The 19080-nt window shown below is 47.5% G+C and carries 17 protein-coding genes; 2 read left to right on the top strand and 15 right to left on the bottom strand.

The genetic code is table 11. The annotated features are described in order from the left end of the window. Window positions 1-15: 15 nt before the first annotated feature. The 5 genes from WDN47_00225 to WDN47_00205 are packed head-to-tail and all read right to left on the bottom strand — an operon-like array spanning window position 16 to window position 4786. Complete coding sequence (locus WDN47_00225) at window positions 16-966, bottom strand: glycosyltransferase family 2 protein (GenBank protein MEJ0020992.1); 951 nt, start codon at window positions 964-966, stop codon at window positions 16-18. Continuing rightward, window positions 956-2230 carry an O-antigen polymerase gene (locus tag WDN47_00220; protein MEJ0020991.1) on the bottom strand — a complete coding sequence of 425 codons (1275 nt, stop codon included), beginning with the start codon at window positions 2228-2230 and terminating at the stop codon, window positions 956-958. The genes WDN47_00225 and WDN47_00220 overlap by 11 nt, the downstream gene beginning before the upstream one ends. Then, window positions 2227-3105: a glycosyltransferase family 1 protein gene (locus WDN47_00215; protein ID MEJ0020990.1), complete on the bottom strand. Its 879-nt coding sequence runs from the start codon at window positions 3103-3105 to the stop codon at window positions 2227-2229. The genes WDN47_00220 and WDN47_00215 overlap by 4 nt, the downstream gene beginning before the upstream one ends. Further along, the gene (locus tag WDN47_00210; GenBank protein ID MEJ0020989.1) at window positions 3030-3332 is read right to left on the bottom strand and encodes a hypothetical protein; all 303 of its coding nucleotides are present in this window, start codon (window positions 3330-3332) and stop codon (window positions 3030-3032) included. The genes WDN47_00215 and WDN47_00210 overlap by 76 nt, the downstream gene beginning before the upstream one ends. After that, window positions 3329-4786, bottom strand: coding sequence for a flippase (locus WDN47_00205; GenBank protein MEJ0020988.1), 1458 nt, complete (start codon window positions 4784-4786; stop codon window positions 3329-3331). Before WDN47_00205 ends, WDN47_00210 begins: the two co-directional genes overlap by 4 nt. A gap of 115 nt (window positions 4787-4901) precedes the next feature. Here WDN47_00205 and WDN47_00200 point away from each other — a divergent pair, with 115 nt between their 5' ends. Continuing rightward, window positions 4902-6440: a gamma-glutamyl-gamma-aminobutyrate hydrolase family protein gene (locus WDN47_00200; protein ID MEJ0020987.1), complete on the top strand. Its 1539-nt coding sequence runs from the start codon at window positions 4902-4904 to the stop codon at window positions 6438-6440. A gap of 16 nt (window positions 6441-6456) precedes the next feature. Here the strand turns inward: WDN47_00200 and WDN47_00195 are convergent, their stop codons facing one another. Together WDN47_00195 and WDN47_00190 are read right to left on the bottom strand one after the other, a co-directional pair. Continuing rightward, window positions 6457-7605, bottom strand: a complete 1149-nt coding sequence (locus WDN47_00195; GenBank protein MEJ0020986.1) for a replication-associated recombination protein A — start codon at window positions 7603-7605, stop codon at window positions 6457-6459. A 114-nt stretch (window positions 7606-7719) separates the two neighbouring features. After that, the gene (locus WDN47_00190) at window positions 7720-8217 is read right to left on the bottom strand and encodes a DinB family protein (GenBank protein MEJ0020985.1); all 498 of its coding nucleotides are present in this window, start codon (window positions 8215-8217) and stop codon (window positions 7720-7722) included. 314 nt (window positions 8218-8531) lie between these two features. Here WDN47_00190 and WDN47_00185 point away from each other — a divergent pair, with 314 nt between their 5' ends. Next, window positions 8532-9113, top strand: a complete 582-nt coding sequence (locus WDN47_00185; GenBank protein MEJ0020984.1) for a hypothetical protein — start codon at window positions 8532-8534, stop codon at window positions 9111-9113. Between the two features lie 315 nt (window positions 9114-9428). Here WDN47_00185 and WDN47_00180 read toward each other — a convergent pair whose 3' ends face one another. The 8 genes from WDN47_00180 to WDN47_00145 all read right to left on the bottom strand — a co-directional run bounded on the left by WDN47_00180 (window position 9429) and on the right by WDN47_00145 (window position 19061). Then, the gene (locus WDN47_00180; GenBank protein ID MEJ0020983.1) at window positions 9429-10175 is read right to left on the bottom strand and encodes an ABC transporter permease; all 747 of its coding nucleotides are present in this window, start codon (window positions 10173-10175) and stop codon (window positions 9429-9431) included. Further along, window positions 10175-10981 carry an ATP-binding cassette domain-containing protein gene (locus WDN47_00175; GenBank protein ID MEJ0020982.1) on the bottom strand — a complete coding sequence of 269 codons (807 nt, stop codon included), beginning with the start codon at window positions 10979-10981 and terminating at the stop codon, window positions 10175-10177. Before WDN47_00175 ends, WDN47_00180 begins: the two co-directional genes overlap by 1 nt. Window positions 10982-11213: 232 nt before the next feature. After that, the gene (locus WDN47_00170) at window positions 11214-12431 is read right to left on the bottom strand and encodes an ABC transporter permease (GenBank protein ID MEJ0020981.1); all 1218 of its coding nucleotides are present in this window, start codon (window positions 12429-12431) and stop codon (window positions 11214-11216) included. Between the two features lie 92 nt (window positions 12432-12523). Continuing rightward, a complete protein-coding gene (locus WDN47_00165; protein MEJ0020980.1) occupies window positions 12524-13438 on the bottom strand; it encodes an ABC transporter ATP-binding protein in 915 nt (304 codons plus the stop codon). Window positions 13439-13564: 126 nt separating this feature from the next. After that, the gene (locus WDN47_00160; GenBank protein ID MEJ0020979.1) at window positions 13565-15295 is read right to left on the bottom strand and encodes a hypothetical protein; all 1731 of its coding nucleotides are present in this window, start codon (window positions 15293-15295) and stop codon (window positions 13565-13567) included. A 17-nt stretch (window positions 15296-15312) separates the two neighbouring features. Continuing rightward, window positions 15313-17307: a S8 family serine peptidase gene (locus WDN47_00155; protein ID MEJ0020978.1), complete on the bottom strand. Its 1995-nt coding sequence runs from the start codon at window positions 17305-17307 to the stop codon at window positions 15313-15315. Further along, window positions 17304-18029, bottom strand: a complete 726-nt coding sequence (locus tag WDN47_00150; GenBank protein ID MEJ0020977.1) for a dolichyl-phosphate beta-glucosyltransferase — start codon at window positions 18027-18029, stop codon at window positions 17304-17306. The genes WDN47_00155 and WDN47_00150 overlap by 4 nt, the downstream gene beginning before the upstream one ends. A gap of 51 nt (window positions 18030-18080) precedes the next feature. Then, entirely contained in the window at window positions 18081-19061 is a 981-nt protein-coding gene (locus WDN47_00145; GenBank protein ID MEJ0020976.1) for an aminoglycoside phosphotransferase family protein, read from the bottom strand. Window positions 19062-19080 lie beyond the last annotated feature (19 nt).

Genomic DNA, 19080 nt, shown 5'->3' with positions numbered 1-19080 from the left:
CAAGCAAATAACGTTTTATGCCGTGCCAACTGGTGCGGCTTTTCTTTTTGCCCAGATTTTCGGGATCTGGCGGAACAATTCAGGAAGGACTTTCAAAGTGCCGGGTTCAAAAACCAGAATGTATCCTAGCATGGCGATCTCGCGGCCGACAAATGCCGGGTGCCATATATGTTTGGCGTTCTTAATATACATCAAAATATGGTTTTTGTAATTCCATCTCAGGATCTGCGGGGATAATTTTTGATGATGCTTGATGAATTTCAAAATATGCAGATAGCCGCCTTCAGCTTGTCCGGCAGTCCGACCGTGATAAGCCACAGCAGTCGGCACGTAAACATTTTTGAATCCGGCGTTATTGAATCTCCACGACAGGTCCACGTCCTCCCAGTACATCACAAAATCTTCATCAAAGTATTCTTGTTCGAATTTTACTTTTTCCAAAGCGCTTCTTCTGTACATGGGGCCTGCTCCCGACACGCCAAAAACATCTTTTTGATCATCAAATTGTCCGCGATCTTCCTGTAGCTGCCCCCTGTCTCTGGCCCGGCCGGAAGCGGACATAATAATGCCGGTCGTATCAATAATTTTTGATCTCTCCTTGGTTTCAAAGTTGTACCGCAATAATTTCCCGCTTGCAGCGGCAACTTTGGAGTCAGCAAAAGCCTTCAGCATCTCTTCAATGTAATTGGGTTCCAAAAGCAGATCGTCATTGACGAGCTGGATAAACTCACCGGTAGAATTTCTAACGCCCAAATTCACACCCTTGTCAAAAAACAAATTTGCTCCGGGCTCAATTATTTTTACCTTCGGATAATCTCTTTGGAGAACTTCTTTTGAGCCGTCAGCCGGATCATTTATGACCGCGATCACTTCCAGATCCTTGTGAGTCTGCGCAAATATCGCATCATAAACGGGCGGGATCAGGTAAGTTTTCCTGAACGGAAGCGTAATGATGCTAACTTTCATATCTTGAAACATACAAATAACTTACAAACAGCAAAGCTATATCCAAATACAGCTCCGCGCGGACTGTGAATGACATATACACGCTAAAGACGATGAAAAACAGCGCGTAAGCGTAGAAATTCAAAGACAAAAAATTCGGCGAAGTTTTCCAATAATGCCAAGCCAAAGTCAAAAGCCCGGCGATCAGGAACGGCACGAAATAAAATGCCGATATGCCGAAATCCTGCACAAACGGGAACAGGTAAGTTCCGGTGTTCCACCAGGAATAGAAGATCGCGCCCAGATCATAATTGGACTTCAATTTTTGGAGCGGCTTGATGACTTTGCCGAAAATATTCGTGAATGGGTCCAATGACACCTTGCCGTGCTGCACCGGATGCGTCTGATAATAAAGCTCGGCATGCAGCAATGCCTGCTGGTTGAACGAAACGCCGATATATATAGGGAGCAAGGCTTTCTCAATTTTGTTGTTACCCGAAGTATCAATGCCCGTGATCATACCAAGATAATCCGAGCCGTAACTGCGATATTGCCTGATCAGCGGAACTGCGGCCAGAACCACCAGGGACACCAGTAAAAAAAACGGATAAAATTTCAAAGCTTGCTTCAGATTGGGCTTGCGCATCAGAAGATACAAACCCATGACCCACAGGTCAATAAAGAAGATTTGGGTGCGAGAAACAAATAATATTATGCATCCGGTGCCGATGAGGCAAATCAACACCAGATCCCAATGCTTGCGCCAGTTAAATTCCTGGTAAAACATTAAAAAGAAAGCCAACGGAATGAAAACTCTGGACAATTGAGCCAAATAATTGATCAAACCCGGCACCTGAGTGTCTGCGATAAATCTGAACTGGTCCGGGTCGCTCGCCAAAATCGGAAAATTTCCGGATTTTTTATAAAACAAATATAAAGCTCCCAAAGAAACCAGGAATAGAATATAGATCACTATCCTTAAGTTTCTGACGGAAAGATTGTTTCGTAACAACAATTTGCACTTTTGCCACCATCGGTACCTGCGCCAGACTTTATCAAATACCCAAACTCCCAAAGCAAAGCTTGCAAGCGATACGAAGATCAATAACCAATATTTGCCGGGCCACGGCAGTTCCAAACTAGATAAATGCAGTTCTGATATCGCGATCGAAATAAACCATGCGGAAAGCATCAGCCACAGCGGAGACAATTTGAAATTTCGCAAAAACTGCCAGAAGCAGGCCAGTGAAGCGATAGTAAAAATTATTATCAGGAGTTCTTTCATTTTAAGCTTTCAAACACTTCCAATGTTTTTTTCGCGGTGTTTTCCCAGGTAAACAATTTTGCCCTTTCCAACCCTTTCGCGATCATCTGCTGCCGCAGGTCATTATCCATCAAAACCCGCAGCAACCCGTCTGCAATGGATTCCGCGGAGCCCGGATCCACCAGGATCCCGGCTTCCCCTACAACTTCGGGCAAAGATGATACATTTGAGACAACCACAGGCACTCCGGACGCCATTGCCTCAAGCGGTGGCAGGCCAAAACCCTCATAAAGAGCCGGCAGTGTCAAAAGCCGCGCCCCCGCGATCAGGGCCGGCAGATCCTCTTTTTTCACGTAATCAAGGTACTTGATCGAGCCGTCCAAGCCCGCCATCTTGATCTTTTTTAAGATCGGCTCCCAGAGCCATCCCCTGACTCCCGCAATTATCAGTTTTTCTTCAACATGATTTTCTTTCCTGATCTTCTGGAACGCTTCAACTAACTGGACAATATTTTTCCGCGGCTGAATGGTGCCGACAAACAGAACATACTTCTGGTAAACCAGATCATATTTATCGAGTATTGGCTGCGCTTCCTGATAGTCCATCGGCCCGAAAGTTCCGCCCAACCCCAGATAAGTGACCGCAATTTTTTCAGGATCTGCGCCGTAAAATTTCACAATATCATTTTTTGTGGATTCGGAAGCAGCCAAGATCTTTTTGCCAGTTCTGACCGCGAACCGCGTGGACAATTCCAGGTAATTTCTCATGAATACGGTAAATGCCCCGGGAAAGATCTTCCAGGCCACATCATGCACGGTTACTACTGATCTTTTCGGATGCCAAAGCGGCAAGGCCGAGGCCATGATAAACAGAACATCGACCGGATGTGTGAGCATTTCCAGGAAATTCTTATCTGCGTCCAATATTTCGGGAACGGAATGATCTTGCAGGTAAAATTTTTCGGCAATTGGTAGAACCAATCCTGAGGCTTGGTCCGGAAATACAGAACATATTCATTGTGCGGATCTAGCCGTGCGAAATTTTTTATCATCTGGACCGCGTAATGCTCCACCCCGGTCGGATTCGGCAGATTCGCCCGCTCAGCTTCAATTCCTATTCTCATAAGTGTGTGACAGGCGGCACATCCGGTTCCAGTTTCTTTGTAAAATTAAAGGATGCTTTTAACAGTTCGACATCTTCTCTGCGGAAGAATCGCAGCGAGATCAGCACGATCGCGTAGATCACCCCTCCGCCGGCAATCAAAAGCCACAGGTTGTGGTCGCGAAAAAAATAAACTGCGAATCCCATAACAGCTGAAGCTAAAATCGGCTTCACAAAATTTATCAGATAAGGAAAGGAGATTATTTTAGTCTGAACCACATAGGTGTAGCCGATCAGCTGAACCATTTCAGAACACAAAGTCAAAACCGCGGCCACGACAAAACCGAACTTCGGGATCAGAAGCAAATTCAAGACCACGTTAAATAAAAGATTGAATCCCGTGATTATGGTTGCGGTTTTGGTTTTCTGAGAAATGATCACGCTGTTTACCGGCACATAAATAAATAGGACTGAGACAGCGGATATCAGAAGCCAAAGAGCGGTCGCTGCCGGCGCAAACTTTCCGTCAGGGATGAAAGCCTGGATGATCCTCCCTGACAACAGATAAGCGCCCATACTTAGAGGAATGCCCACGGCGATCATATAACGCGTGTAAGTGGTAAGTACTTTCCGCACATCTTCGATCGCCCCTGTTTTTATTTTTTCTGCAAAATAGGGGTAGAGCGCGGCCGCGACAACTGCAGGCAAAAATGCCAAAGTGTCCCAAAATTTATAAGCATAGGTATAATATCCGTTTTCGGTAAAGCTCCGCAGATGAGGGAGAATTAAAGTGTCGATGCGGTTGTAAATGCTGAAGATCGTCAGGAACATGAACGGCATGTTCCAGACGAACAGGCTTTTCCAAAATCCAAAATCGAATTTTAGGCCGAACGGTGTGAAATTCTTATGGACAAAGTAGCTGTACATCAGAATATCAAAAATCGCGACGATCCCCGGGATGAATGCCAGAAAAAAAATATTCTTGCGGAAAACTATGGCCGCGATCATCATTCCGGCATTGATCACGGAATTAAGAAAGTTCACCCGCGCGATGACCACCAGCCGCTGAAACGCATTGATGATCGCCATAAGCGGCATGGTCAAAGAGGATAAAAGAAGGCTTATGCCCGTGATGAATAATGAATGCTTGACCAACGGAGGATAGTGGGCTGTCAGAACGATCACGTCCAGGATCAGCATGAACCCCAGGCCCAACAGGAATTGGATGCTGAAATAATTGCCCAAATATTTCGATGCCTCTGCTTTATTTTCGCTGACCTTCTTGATGACCAGCTGCTGCATGCCCAGATCCACGAAAAAAGTGAATACGGTGAGATACGCGGCAAGCAATCCATACTGACCGGCGATATCAGGGCCCAGATACTGTATCAGCCGGTTGTAAATTAAAAACAGGATGACTGCGGCCAGTATCCTTGAAACAAGCAGGCTTAAAATATTGCGTCCGATGTGTAACATGCCCCAGTATTATACTGAATTTTAATCTTTTCCCCAAGGCGAATTGATTATTGCTTTTACCGCGCTATTTTAGCTATAATTTGGCCTAGTACATTCACCCGCCGAAGGAGGCTGTGTGACTTCTGAACCGCAAGTGCTCATAATCGAGCTGGGTGGCCAGTTGACCCAAAACATCGGCAGGGTCCTGAGAGAATCCTCCAAGATCCGTTCAGCTATCCTTGATCCGAAAAAAGCTGAAGTCTGGCTGAAGAAAAATCAGGAGGTGAAAGCCATTATCCTGTCAGGCAGCGGACAAAGCGTGACTGACGAAGATGCGCCGAAACCGCCGCAAAGCATCTTTGGTCTGAAACGAAAAGGCCGGCATGTTCCGATACTTGGCATCTGCTACGGCATGCAATACTTAGCTCACCGTTTCGGAGGGAGAGTTGAGAAAGCCAAGGAAGAATACGGGAAATCCGGTATTACCTCCACCAGCCCTACCCTTCTGTTTCATCAAACGCCTCAGACTCAGACTGTCTGGGCCAGCCATGGCGATTCAGTGATTACGGCCGGCCGCGGATTCAAACCGATCGCCCAAACTTCATCGGGTGGGGTGGGAGCGATGGTCAACCTGGATCTCAACATCTGGGCTGTGCAGTTCCATCCTGAAGCAACCCAGTCTGAATACGGCCCTGCAATACTCAGCAACTTCGTGAAAAAAATCGCAGACTGCGAGGAAGACTGGGAGCCGTCAAACATCACGGAATCGATCCAGCAGGAAGTGCTCGACCAGGTCGGTGATGGAAAGGTCGTGCTCCCGTTTAGCGGTGGCGTGGACTCCTCCTACACTGCTCGGATACTTTCTGCCGTCCTCGGAGCTCGTCTTCGCTATTTCACCATTGACGCAAACCAACTCCGCGAAGGTGAGGTTGCGGAGATCGAAACTACAGCACGTTTCATCGGCGGCGATTGGCGAATCATCAGCGCGCATGAGGAGTTCGCTTCGGCCTTGTCCTCGTTGACCTATGGGCCGGATAAACGTTTGGCCTTTCAGCAAGAGTATGGAAAGATCCTCATCTCCGAAGCACTAGGATTTGGGGCAACCTATATTCCCCAGGGAACCTTGGCTCCGGATTTGATCGAATCGGGAAGAACAGGAGGCCAGCAGATAGTCAGGCACCACAACGACCTTGAGCTCGAAGGATTTGCCATGCTTCACCCGTTGCGCCATTTGTTCAAGTACGAAGTAAGGGAACTGGCCAAATCAGTCGGCCTTCCGGAATCAGTTCATAGTCGGCAGCCATTTCCGGGCCCCGGGCTTTACATTCGGGTAGTGGGCGCACCTGCGACACCCGAGAGAATCGCTGTCGTTCGCTGGGCGGATGCCAGGGCAGCAGAGATCACGAAACGGCATGGCATCTACAAAGAGATCTCACAGCTAGTCGTTGGCTATGTGGCAACAAAGACGTCAGGGGTCAGAGGTGACTCCCCGGCCTATGCAGGGTCCGCATTGATCAGGCCGTTCAAAACCACTGATTTCATGACCGGAGAAGGCCTGTACTTGCCGGAGCCGGTAGTTAGAGAGATCTCTTCCGTGCTCTCAAAGCGTTCAGAAATCCTGCGGGTTTGGTTTGACTTCACAAGCAAACCGCCTGCGAGGACCGAGCTGGAATAACACTCCGGTTCTTTTTTTATATCTTTTTCTTTAAATATTTCTTGCCTTTCAATTTTTCGGGCAGCAGATCTTCTTTGGGATAAAGTTCGTAGCCTTTGTGATAGCCAAGTTCTTTCATTAGTTTTGTCGGCGCATTGCGGATCATCATGGGGATGGGCAAATTGCCGAATTCTTTCACATCATCCGCAGCCTCAAAATATGCATTGTAAGAATCCCGGCTCTTGGGCGTCAAAGCGAGGTACGCGACGCCGTGAGATAAATTTATTGCGCACTCAGGATAGCCGATTGTTTCGCAGGCGCGGAAAACATCATTGGCTAGCTGCAAAGCCACAGGATCAGCCAAACCGATATCTTCCGAAGCAAACACGACCATTCTTCTGGCAATAAATTTCGGATCCTCACCAGATTCCACCATACGAGCCAGATAATATAACGCCGCATCCACTTGCGAAGCGCGCATGGATTTGATGAACGCGCTGATGGTATTATAGTGCTCCTCAGCTTTTTTATCGTATCGGAGGAACTTGCTTTGCAAGGTATCCTTCAGATTCTCAATAGTAATATCTTTATAAAAATTCGCCGTGTTTTCCAGCATAGTGATCGCCTGCCTGGCGTCTCCATTGCTCATTCTGATAAGCCAGTCTTTTGCAGCACTATCTAATTTGAATCCGGTACTTTCAATAATTTTACTCATCTCATCATCAGACAATTCATTCAGCACGAATACGCGGCAGCGCGAAAGCAGCGCCGGAATGACCTCAAAGCTCGGATTCTCCGTGGTTGCGCCGATCAAAGTTAATTCGCCGCTCTCAACATAGGGCAAAAGAAAATCCTGCTGAGCTTTATTGAACCTGTGAATTTCATCCAAAAATAAAACTTTGGGTTTGTTGCCGGAATACAGATCTTTTTTCTTTTCAACTATTTTTCTGATATCTTCTTTGCCCGCAGACACGGCGGAAAGTTCATAATAATCCGCGCCCAAAGCATTGGCATAGATCCGGGCCAAAGTGGTTTTGCCCACTCCCGGCGGGCCCCAGAGGATAAAACTAAAAAGATGCATACCCATAAGGGCTATGCGAAGAGGTTTATTCTTGCCGACCAGATGTTCTTGGCCCACAAATTCATCCAAGCTTTTCGGCCTGATCTTTGAAGCTAATGGTTCCATATTTTGTGCTCAAAAAGAGCGACCTAATGCCGCTCTTTATCTTGCCCATTTAAGGGCCAAATGATTGATGATGTAATTATACTCCCGGTAACCTTTTTTTGCAAGCAACGCTGCCTACAATACAGGAGGCGGGGTATCAGCCGAGCCGCCGTAAATGGACGGCACTTTTGCGCCCATAGAACGCAGATATGTTGACAGCTGACCGCGGTGATGGATGGCATCGAATATAAATCCCCAAGCCATGCCGTATTTGGTCGTCTCCCACTTGCCGCCCGGAAATTCCAGAATTGCCACGCCCTGTTCCCAGCCTTCGTCCGAGATCTTTGCCAGATCCAGTCGCAGCTGCTTGAGATTCTTATCGAACAAGCTCAAAAGTTCGCTGACCTGAATTTTTTCAGGTACCTTAAATTGGCTTCCGTCCACTGTTCCTGATGTAATGATGGACGAGATGGAAGATGCCTGGCTGGCGAGCTGAAAAGCCAGATTCCCGGCAGTTCGCCCTTTGCCGTCAGGCATATAGTCAACCTTGTCCTGGGGCAAAGCTTCTATCACGTTGCGAAAAGCAGGCTCTTCCGCACTCAACGTCTCCATAAAAAATTCTTTATTTGTCATAGGATTAAAGTATAAATATCAGGAGCCTTTTTGTCAATTGAATAAAAAGACCCGAATGGATCTATGGAAAGACACCAAACGGGTCAAACTCAAACTTCTTCAGAACATCTAATGCAAATGGCCCGGCCGGCTTTGTCGCGCATTGCCACCCATCTAACATTACCGCACACTGAGCATTCCTCGTCTTTGGTTGGGTCTTGGCGATAGCAATTAGCGCACATAGCTTTGCCATCCTTAAGGCGCATAGCCACGGGTCTGACATCTCCACAAACACTGCATTCCTCGTGTTTGGAAGGGTCTTTGCGGTAGCAATTGTGACAAATGGGCTCCCCCGACTTGCCGCGCATGGCTACCACTCTAAGCCTGCCGCACAAGGAACATTTCTCCAGTTTCGAAGGGTCCCTGCGATTGCAGTTTCGGCACACGGGCTTGCCGGCCTTATTGCGGCAATGCACCGGTTTGATCTGGCGGCACCTGCAACATCTCTCGTGATTGCTCTTGTCCCGGTACCGGCCTTGCTTATAGCAATTGTAACAAATAGCCTTGCCTTCCGGGGTACGGCTATTCACCCATTTGGTCTTACCACACTTGGCGCATTTCTCGTGATTGGAAGGATCTTTGCGGTAGCAAGATTGACAGGTCAACTTACCGGTTTTGCTGTTCCTTTGGAGGATCCTGACCTTGCCGCACAAGGAACACTTTCCGCGCTTAGAGTGGTGTTTGCGATAGCACCGCAAACAAGTCAACTTGCCGGTTTTGCTGTTCCTTTGGACGATCCTTGTCTTGCCGCACAAGGAACATCTTCCGCGCTTGGAATTGTGTTTGCGATGACACGAAAGACACGTGAACTTGCCGGACTTTTTTCTCTTCTCAACCGTTCTGACCTTGCCGCATAAGGAACATCTTCCGCGCTTGGAATGGTGTTTGCGATTGCAAGGTTTACAGGTCAACTTACCGGATTTCCTGCTCTTCTCAACAATTCGGACATTGCCACAAACCTCGCAAGTTCCCTTCACTTACCGTACCTCCTTTCGGTTGCGGGTATTGGAAAAAACAAAATCGAACCAATTAAGATTCGATTGTATATCATATCTTACTAAGACATCCTGCACAAGTGTGAAAAAAAACCGCCTTTTGGGCGGTTTTATTAAATTTATATTTAGTTAGCTGCGAACTTGAGAAAAAATTCGTTATTAGGACAATCCGTTTTATCAGATCTGAACCTTGGAAAATAAGTAACTTCCGATGGACAAGAAAACTAAAGTGATCACAACCAGCACTGACAGATCAAGGCTCAAACTATAATGCCCCGAGTTGGACAGCAGAACCCGGAATGCGTCTATGCCATACGACAACGGATCAAATCTGGTGATAAAAACTAAAAACGAAGGCAGACCCGCCAGCGGGAACAGCGCGCCTGACAGGAAAAACAGCGGCATGACCAAAAAATTCATGATCAACTGGAAGCCCTGCAAGTCCTCAAGCTGGGAAGCAATCGCCGTGCCCAGGGCCGTGAACATTGTTCCGACCAAAAGCATGACCAAGATCAGCGGCAGAACCAATAGCCAATTTTGGGGCCTGAATCCGGGGATCAGAGCCAGGAAAAAAACTAAGGTTCCTTGGATGGTTGCCACGGTTGCCCCGCCCAAAGTGCGGCCGATCATGATATTGAACCGCGATACGGGCGCGACCATGGTTTCTTTCAGAAACCCGAACTGGCGGTCATAGATCACCTGAATGCCGGAAAATATCGAAGTAAAAATAATGCTCATGCCGATTATGCCGGGGGCCAAAAAATCAATATAGTTTCCCTGGCCGGCTTTTTGGAACACTGACCCCAGGCCGTAACCTAAGGCAAGCAGAAAAAGGATCGGCTGGCCTAAGGATCCGATAATTCTGGATCTGGAGCGGCTATAGCGCTTAAGTTCGCGAAGCCACATTATGTAAATAGTTTTCATTATCTCCTGCCGCCCCCGGTGCGCATTTGGTACATGTTGCGCGATCGGTCGGTTGAATTGGCATCTTCTTGGCGAATTTCGCTGCCTGTCAGCTTTAAAAACGCGTCTTCCAAAGAATCAGTTTGGGTCTGGGCCTGAAGCTCAGCGGAAGTGCCTGTGGCAATGATCTTGCCATGGTCAATAATAGCGATACGCTGGGCAATGCGGCTGGCTTCTTCCATATAGTGCGTGGTGAAGAATACCGTTATGCCTTCGGTTTTATTCAGTTCTTCCAAGTATGTCCACATATGGTTCCTTGTCTGCGGATCCAGTCCCAAGGTCGGCTCATCCAAAAAAATTATCTTCGGATGGTGCAGCAGGCCGCGGGCGATCTCCAGCCTTCGCTTCATGCCGCCGGAAAATTCCTTGACCAAACTGTCTTTTCTGTCCCACAGTTCCACGAATTTCATCAGCTCTTCAATTCTCTTTCGGCGCAGGCTTTTTTCCACATCATAAAGCACGCCGTGAAATTCCATATTCTCCCAGGCGGTAAGCTCGTCATCCAGGCTCGGGTCTTGGAAAACAATGCCAAATGAGTGGCGCACGCCATTGGGATCTTTGACGGGATTATCGCCGTTCAGCTCTATATCGCCGGAAGTCGGATTCAGAAGTGTGGTCAGCATTTTAATGGTTGTGGACTTGCCCGCGCCATTCGGGCCGAGGAATGCAAAAATCTCGCCTTTTTTGACTGCAAAGGAGATCTTGTCCACGGCCGTAAAATCACCGTACTTTTTCACTAAATCTTTGACTTCAATGATGTTATCCATATAAGTACTGAATCAATATATCAAAAAAACCCGACTAGCGGTAGCAATGACCGATTTATACGATTGATTGTTTTTTATTAAAAAATCGCCTCAATTACGAGGCGATTTTCATTTTCTCGTTTAGCGAGGATGCTGTTTGCAAAAGAATTGCGAGGCTGTCTTAATCGGCCGAGCACTTAGCAAAAATTTTAATTAAAATTTTTGCGTCTTTTCAAACAGTATCCGAGCGACCTTATTGCCGCTTTTCCTCAAACCCGAATGTGATATTGGCCAAGCCCACTAAAACCACAGACCACGCCAGCATCCAAAGCAGGTCCGTGCGGATATCGCCAAACGAGGCGTTCTTCGTCATGACCTGGCGCATGGAATCGGAAAGATACGTCAATGGCAGGTATTTAGCGACGTGCTGCAGCCAGTTCGGGAAAGATGAGATGGGGAAAAATGTCCCGCCGAGGAAAAGCATTGGGAAAACGATAAGGTTAGCAAGCGCCGGCACTGACTCCGTGGTTTTGGAAATTCCGGAGATCGTAAAGCCCAGTCCCAGGAACATAATACTGCCCAGGATAGCGATAAGGGCGATCAGCCAGTATGAGCCGATGACGTGAGCCTTCAGATATAAAATTCCTACAAGAATGAATATAAAAACCTGGATGAATGAAACTATCAGTCTTGTAATGACATTGGCTCCGACAAATGTCGCCGGGCGCATGGGAGTTGCGATCAAACGCTTGAGTATCCCCTTTTCTTTATAGTTAGTGAATACGAATGCGGTTGAGAAAACCGACATCTGCATCAGAGACAAAGCGATCAGGCCGGGCAGAAGAAAATCCACGTAGTTCAGATGATTGGAATTGATCTCCTGTGTTTCAAGCTTGAACAAACCGGCGCCGCCGGAAATGTTCAATGCGGTCTTATCCAAAACCTCGCTCATAATACTTGATGCTATCCCCGCCTGCTGAGCCTGTCCGGAATTGGTCAGGACAGTTACCGTCTTGGTCTGGGGTGGAGCGGGTGGCACGACTGCCGGAGCCGCGGGAGGCGGTGTCGAGGTGTCCGGGGTTACCGCAGGGACAGGGGGAACGGAATTGTCCGGCATAGGGATCGGGGCGGGAGGATTTGCCGGTGGCACAACATCAGGGATGAGATCCCCTGGGATCAAAAACACTGCCGAAAGTTTATCGTTCAGAATTTGCGTACGCAGATCGGATTCTAGCCCTTCGTGGATCGTAAAAGACGGGACTTGTTTTAAAGCTTCCACAAACTTAGCTGTACCGTCAGTTGGAGGAGCGGACAGCGCCACACCCACGTCGATCTTTTGGACCTTATCCAGGCCGATCGCTCCGAAGATGAGCATTATCAGAAGCGGCGAGAAGAATGTAAAAAACAAGGCCTGCTTGTTGCGCACAAACATTTTTATAGACGCCCATGTAAGTGTAAAAAGTGTTCGCATATTATTCTCTCAGTGCACGTTAATTGTCATTCCCGCGAAAGCGGGAATCTAGATCCCGGATCAAGTCCGGGATGACTGGCCGCGTAAAGAACTTATTCACGAAGCGCGCGTCCAGTCAATTTAAGGAATACATCTTCCAAGGTCGGCTGCTTCAGCTGCAGATCTATCAGCTTGAACCCGCAGTCCTTTGCGTGCTTGAACAAACCGCCCAAGGATGCTTCGGCATTATTGGTGGTCAGCTTGTAGCTGTGGTCTTCGTGCTCCACATGAGTGACCCCTTCCAGTTTTTGCAGATGCTCAGGTGCACAATCCTTATCCACGCGAAAATGCAGGCTGGTCTCCAGTCCCGGCAGTTTCAAAAGCTCGGGCGTGGTGTCCAGCGCAATGATGCGCGCATGGTCCATGATCGCTATGCGGTCGCACAAAATCTCCGCCTCATCCATATAGTGAGTGGTCAGAACGATCGTTTTACCTTTTTTGTTGATCTGGGAGATCAGGTCCCAAAGATTGCGCCTGGCCTGAGGATCAAGTCCTGTGGTCGGTTCGTCCAAAAACAATACTTTCGGGTCATTCACGAGTGCCGCCGCGATCGAGAATCTCTGCTTTTGCCCGCCTGAGAGTTCTTTGACCATGGCGCCGGCTTTTTCTTCCAGCTGGACCTCTCGCAAAAGTTCCATCGGATCAACTTTCCGGTTATACAGCGAAGCGAAGGTGTTGAGCAATTCCTTCAGATTAAGCAAGTCAAAGAACGAAGACGACTGCAGCTGCACACCGATCAGGGATTTGACCAGCCGCGTCTGCTTTGAAACATCGTGCCCATCCAAGAAAGCCTGGCCTGAAGTTTTTACCTTCAAACCCTCGATCATTTCCAAAGTCGTTGTCTTGCCGGCCCCGTTCGGCCCGAGAATGCCGAAGATCTCTCCGGGACGCACGCTGAAAGAAATATTGTCTACCGCAATTTCTTTATACTTCTTAGTTAAATTCGTAACCTCAATAATATTTTCCATTACCTGAAAAGTATAATATATCAGGCTCCGTTTGTAAATAGTTTATCGGTATAGAGAAGAAGTAGACTAAAACGCCCCAATTTTTCTGGGCGTTTAGAGCTTAGAAATTAGAACTTAGGAATTTTCTTATTGTATATCATCTCCCGGCTCATACTGATCCACTTCTGCCTGCGGCAGCACAGTCGCTTTTGGATACTTGGCTTTCTTATAAGATGCGGCGGAGAACATGTGCTTTAAGCCGCCGACCATTTTGTAAATTGCCGAGGATTGGTCGCCTTTGAACACTGTTCCGTCATTTGGCGGCAGAGGATCACCCGTGGGGATAGAGGTTACCTCCGTGTCTGACAAAGTCAAAAGCGGAAAATTCTTCACGCCTCTTTGCTTGAACACGAAAGCCGAAACCGAATGTTTGAGATTGTCTTTATACCACCAGATCGTAGGGTCAGTCTTCGTCTTGAATGCGGTTTTTTCCGGCGGAGTCAGATAAGGACCCAAAGGAATGCTGGTGACTTCCGCGTCGGAAAGTTTCATGATCTTTTTGGTTGACAGCTTGAGGACCTTGAAAATATCCGCGGAGATCGGCCGCTTCAATTCATCGTCAATAATATATATCGTGGCATCGGTCTGGCCTTTGATCAATGTGCCATTCAGCGGGGTCACGTAACTGCCCGCCTCGTAAGAATCCACTTCTGCCTGCGGCAATGTAATAACTTTGGCGAAAGAATATTTGTGCTGTGTAAATACCGGAGCCGAGATCGGGTGCTTGTCTGAATCCTGGACCAGGAAGATAGTGGCATCAGTGCTGCCTTTGATCAGCGTACCGTCCAGAGGCGGCATGGGTTTTTCCAGCGGATACGAATCAAATTCTGTCTGCGACACTGCGATGACATTGGTCAGGTTCAGCTTGCGCTGGGTGGCGACAAAGCTTGAGAACGGCCGTTTCGTGCCGTTGTCGATCACATACTGAAGCGTGTCCCCGACCTTCTGGATGATGGTGCCGTTGGGGTACTTGAACCACGCCGTATAGAATTTCCAAAAATTATAATTGCCGTTGAACACGTGCGGCGTGTAGCGGTATAAAGCCGTTGTCGCGAAATTCTGCAAAGTCACGGTTTGAGAAGGCTGCACCCCATCATATCCGCCCAAGGTGTTGTCAAAAATAACCGTATCGCCTTTTCTGGCGGTCTTCACGACCGCGCCTCCCGTGTGGTTGTTTGCATCTACGGCAGGTCCCCGGCCGACCCTCAGGCCGTCGATCTGGGCGTTGAAGGATTTGATCAGTGATGCGGCTGTACCAAGCCAGCGGCTGTTGTCGGAATCAAAAGCGCCGAACAGCTGTTTATAAAATCCGGTAAAAATTGCGCCGCAGGGCTGGTCATCCGGGCAGCCAAATCCGGCTGCATGGTCTAGCGCCGTCTGCAAACTCGCCGTTGAACTGAAAGTTCCGGTGATCAGGCTTTGTTCCTTCTGTACGATCACCAAAAGCACCTGCGGATTCAGTCCCCATTTGGTGCCCGCGTCGTAGATCAGTTCTGCTGCAGACCGAAGGCGGGTTAAGCTTGGCTCCGGATCTTCCAAGCCAACTTTCGTCAACGCATCCGGCTCTTTCAATTTCACCAAAAAATCGGGCGAGGTATTGGCCAAGACCGAACCTTTCAGCTCCAAAAATTTCTGGATGCCGGCGGCCGAACCGAAGGTCCCGACATCCGAAAACGCCTCATCCGGGATCAGCAGTCCCGGATTGAACGCCGGATCAACAGGGCCTTGGGCAAAAGCCACCAGCGGCGCTTGCAAAACCAATCCCAGGCAGAAAATTATCAGGAGGATCTTTGCAATTTGAAATTTATAATTTATCATTTATAATTTTTTTTCAATTATTCGATCGGCAACCCCGGGGTTATCACCTCAACTTCCAGTTCCGGCAAAGTTTTCACACTGGCGAATTGATAGCCTCTGGCGGTAAACGCCTGAAATGACAGTAATCTTCGAACGCCGTTTTCGATCACGTAAATTCCCGGGAAAATATCCGACTTGACCAGCGTACCTTCAACAGGAGAAAGCCAATACTGATCCGGCGCGGGCGGGATGTGGGAAAACTCATCAGCCGTAACTTTCACCACCTTAGCGAATGATAAATGCCTTTGAGTGAACACGAAAAATGTTACCGGCCGGGCAACCTGCTGGTCCATGACAAACACCCGAGGATTACCTTGGACTAAAACCATTGTTCCGTCCGGCGGCCAATACCAATCACCTGAAGCGTAGTTTGCGACCTCTGCCGGCGAAAGCATCTGGATATCCGAAAACCTATAGCCCCTAGAAACAAAGACAAGATATGTCACAGGCCGCTTCAATCCCTGGTAAAGAACATAAACTTGCGGATCTCCGGAAGACATGATCAGTGTGCCGTCCACCGGCGGCAAAGGGCTACCGGTCGGCAAACTAGCCAGTTGATTATTAAATTCATTCATGATACTTGTGGTATCAAAGCCCCGCTGGGTCATGACAAAAGCTGATACCAGACGCTTGGTTTTGTTCTCAATGAAATAAATATTGCCGGTCGCAGCTTCACGAAACAGACTGCCGTCCAAGAACGGCTGCGGCATAACAGAAGATAAGGCATTGATCCTGCCTTTGCCCAAAAATCCGTTGCACGAACCGCCCAAACAACTGGTTTGGTTCAGAGCGTCTATCGGGTCTGAAGTTTTCATCAGGATATTCTGCAGATCAACGTTAGATAAATTCACATTGGTCGATTTTAGCAGCGCTGCGACTCCCGACACGATGGGTGCGGCCAACGAAGTGCCGGAGCCGTAGATCAAAACATTATCAGACGGATTATTGGGCAAGTAAGCCGTGGTTATAATTCTTTCTCCCGGAGCTGAGATGTCCACGCAGTTATGGCCAAAGTTGGAAAAATCCGCTTTCAGATCATTGCTGTCAGTGGCAGCCACTCCCAAAACCATATTGCTGCCATTGTCAGCGCATACCGGATAAACAACTGAGGTATCCAAATTCAGACCGTGATCGGCTTGGTCATTTCCCGCAGCGGACACGATCAACACCCCGTGGTTGTAGGCATATGTAATTGCATTGCTTAAGGTCAGGTCAGCGTTGAATCCGCTGCCGCCCAAACTCAGGTTGATGATATTCGCGCCGTGGTCCGTGGCCCAGACGATCCCTCCGGCAACCGCAGACGTATCGCCGCTGCCATCCGCACCGATGGCTTTCACAGGCATCAATTTTATATTCCAATCAATTCCGGCGATCCCGATGACATTGTTGGGAATAGCGCCGATGACGCCGGCCACCGAGGTCCCATGGCCATTGTCGTCTGAATTTGTATTGGCCAATATAGGCTGGTTGGTCAGGACATTAAACCCGCCGATCACCCGGCCATCGTTGAGCTCGACATGGCTTGCGTGAATTCCCGTATCAATGACCGCGACAATTACGCTGTTCAAACCTTTCGTATAACCCCATGCATCAGGAACCTTGATCTTTGGCAGATACCACTGTTTGTCGATGTCCGAGGCGTCAGCGGTAAAAAAAGGATCGGAAGTCGTAACTGCAAAGACCTGCAAGCGATGGTCGATCTGCGCGTAATTCACATCCGGATCATGCTGCATTGCGATCAGCTGATCAGCCGGAATTTGCGCTCTGAATATGTTGGCAAACAATAAAGTGGGTTTGAGCTTATGGCGGGTAAAGATCGAATTTGCATTAGCTCCTGTTTTGACCTGGAAAGTTATCTGAATGGTGCTTGGACTGGAAGCTTGCGAAAACTTCGGGAGCAATATGAATAAAAAAACTGGCACCAAAATGCCGATTAAGATCTTTGCAAAGATTGTATAGTTTCGTTGTGTCATTTACCCGAATATTTTCCGGTTAAGGCTTTCCATTTTATTCTGAACAGATCAACCAAAGATTGCAGATAGGCTTTAAGGGGAACGTGGCTGCCGCCGTGTTCTTCCCACGAAACCGGCACTTCCTTTATTCTATAACTCAATCTTAGAGCTATGGCAAGCAATTCCATGTCGAATGCCCAGCCGAAGATGGTCAAATTTTTGAAGATCTCTTTTGCCGCCGAGGTCTTGAAAGCCTTGAAGCCGCACTGCGTGTCTTTGATGTGGGGTATGAGCACGATCTGGATCAAAATGTTGCTTGCGCGCGACAAAAGAACTTTATAGAAAGGCTGCTTGATCTTGACGCTTGACGGGTCCTGGTAGCGCGAACCGATCACAACTTCTATCCCCGACTCAAGATAGGGCCAGAATTTTTCGATCTCTCGGATCGGGGTCGCGTTATCCGCATCCATGAATACGGTGAACTCGCCTTTTGAGTCAAAGATACCGCGCCGCACAGCAGCACCCTTGCCTTTTATGGTTTCCGTGATCACGCGGGCATTCTGAACGGATGTGCTCTCCAGATTTTTAACGATTTCGGATGTCTTATCGTTACTATTGTTGTCTACGACGATGATTTCGTACTCATAGTTTTGTTTTTCCAGATAGCCGTCAACATCGAGCAATGTTCGCGCAATGCGGTGTTCCTCATTGTAGGCCGGAATCACGACTGAAAGTTTTATCATTGTGTTTTAATGAGAATATTTCAAACAAATTATACCAAATTTGCCTTGATTTTACAAATTTTTGATTTTAATTTTCCTAATAATATGCTCAAACTGCTTGCGGGTTTGGCCGAAACTTTTATAATCTTTTTTGTTAAATAAAAAAAAGTCCATAACTGCTGCATATATCAGGAGATGGATTGCTGGCTCAATATGTTCAATTTCATCATTCGTAAACCCAGATCTCCCGTAACCGTCAAAAAATGCCTGCTTTAACTCTTTCTTTTTTGCGGGATTTTTAAACTCTGGTCCGATCGGCCACCACGACGTCAAAACAAAATAATCCCACAGCGCGATATTTGACTTGGCATTATCCCAGTCTATAAGAATAAATTCACCGTTATTAGCCAAAATAGAATTATCACGGGTTGCATCGCCATGGATCAGCACCGGTTTAAATCTCTTTTTGAACGGTTCGAGTCCATTTCTCACGGCTGAAATAAATTTATTAAGAATTTCGTGTTTAAGATTCTTATGATGTATCAGCTTTTCGATCAGTCCTGTCGCTTTTTTTAGCTCACGATTTATAAAATTACTGTCTGTGCCTTTCCCGTAATTTATCTGCCCGAATTTTTTTAACTTTATCTTATGAACCCTTTTCAAAAGATTGCCCGTGGCTTTATAAGAATCAGCCATTGTATGGACGCCTTTTTTAACCGCTTCCATTGCATTCAGTCCGGCTACATATTCTGATATCATCAACCCGAACAGAAAATATTTATTATTTCTGCTGTAATAGATCATCTTTGCATGCGGGACCTTATGCTTGGCGAACTGCTTTTCTATCCATTGCAATTTGCCGTCTTCGGGCCAAAAACGATTCCGAAAAACCTTGACCACAACTGTACGTTCAGCTGTTTTTAATTTATAGACATAATTAACCACGCCCCCTTTCAATCTGCTTGAAGAAATAACAGGAACGCCGAGAATTTCAGACGCAGCTTTTACTACTTTCGAGTCAATTGATTTTTTATAAGGAAATATTTCTTTCATCTTAAACTAAGCATACCAA

Source organism: Candidatus Doudnabacteria bacterium (genome assembly GCA_037200925.1).
Lineage (GTDB): Bacteria > Patescibacteriota > Doudnabacteria > UBA920 > O2-02-FULL-48-8 > JBDTSL01.
This window is presented reverse-complemented; position numbering and strand designations above follow the sequence as displayed.